Genomic DNA, 344 nt, shown 5'->3' with positions numbered 1-344 from the left:
ACAAACACCTCGCGTGTGTGATAGCCATTTTTCTGAGTTCGGCAGGCACGGTGAAAGTGATCATAAAATAGTGTGTCGGCAATAACTTCGCCTCTTGCCGAGCCAGCCATTGCATGGTGTTGGTGTGTTGACACTGCGGACAATGACGGTGCCCACAAGATAGCGGCGTTCGGTCATCATGGTGACACCCCTGACAACCCCATTGCACGTGACCTAATGCCCCTGTTCGGCAGCGAGACATGGCCATGATGGCACGAGAGATATCTGGGTTAAGGCGCCTTGGCTCGAGTTCAGCGCCATGATGATTGAGCAAGGAAAGAAAGGTGCTCATGCGTCCTCCCACA

1 protein-coding gene is annotated in these 344 nt (G+C 53.5%); it reads right to left on the bottom strand.

Annotated features, from left to right (window positions below; genetic code table 11):
- A partial coding sequence (locus A1OO_RS23200) for a transposase zinc-binding domain-containing protein (RefSeq protein ID WP_198928803.1) occupies window positions 1-331 on the bottom strand: 331 nt, incomplete at its 3' end.
- Window positions 332-344 lie beyond the last annotated feature (13 nt).

The sequence above is a fragment of the Enterovibrio norvegicus FF-33 genome (genome assembly GCF_000286835.2).
Taxonomy (GTDB): Bacteria; Pseudomonadota; Gammaproteobacteria; order Enterobacterales; family Vibrionaceae; genus Enterovibrio; species Enterovibrio norvegicus_A.
The sequence above is the reverse complement of the archived record's forward strand: the minus strand, read 5'-3'. Positions and strand labels throughout refer to the sequence as shown.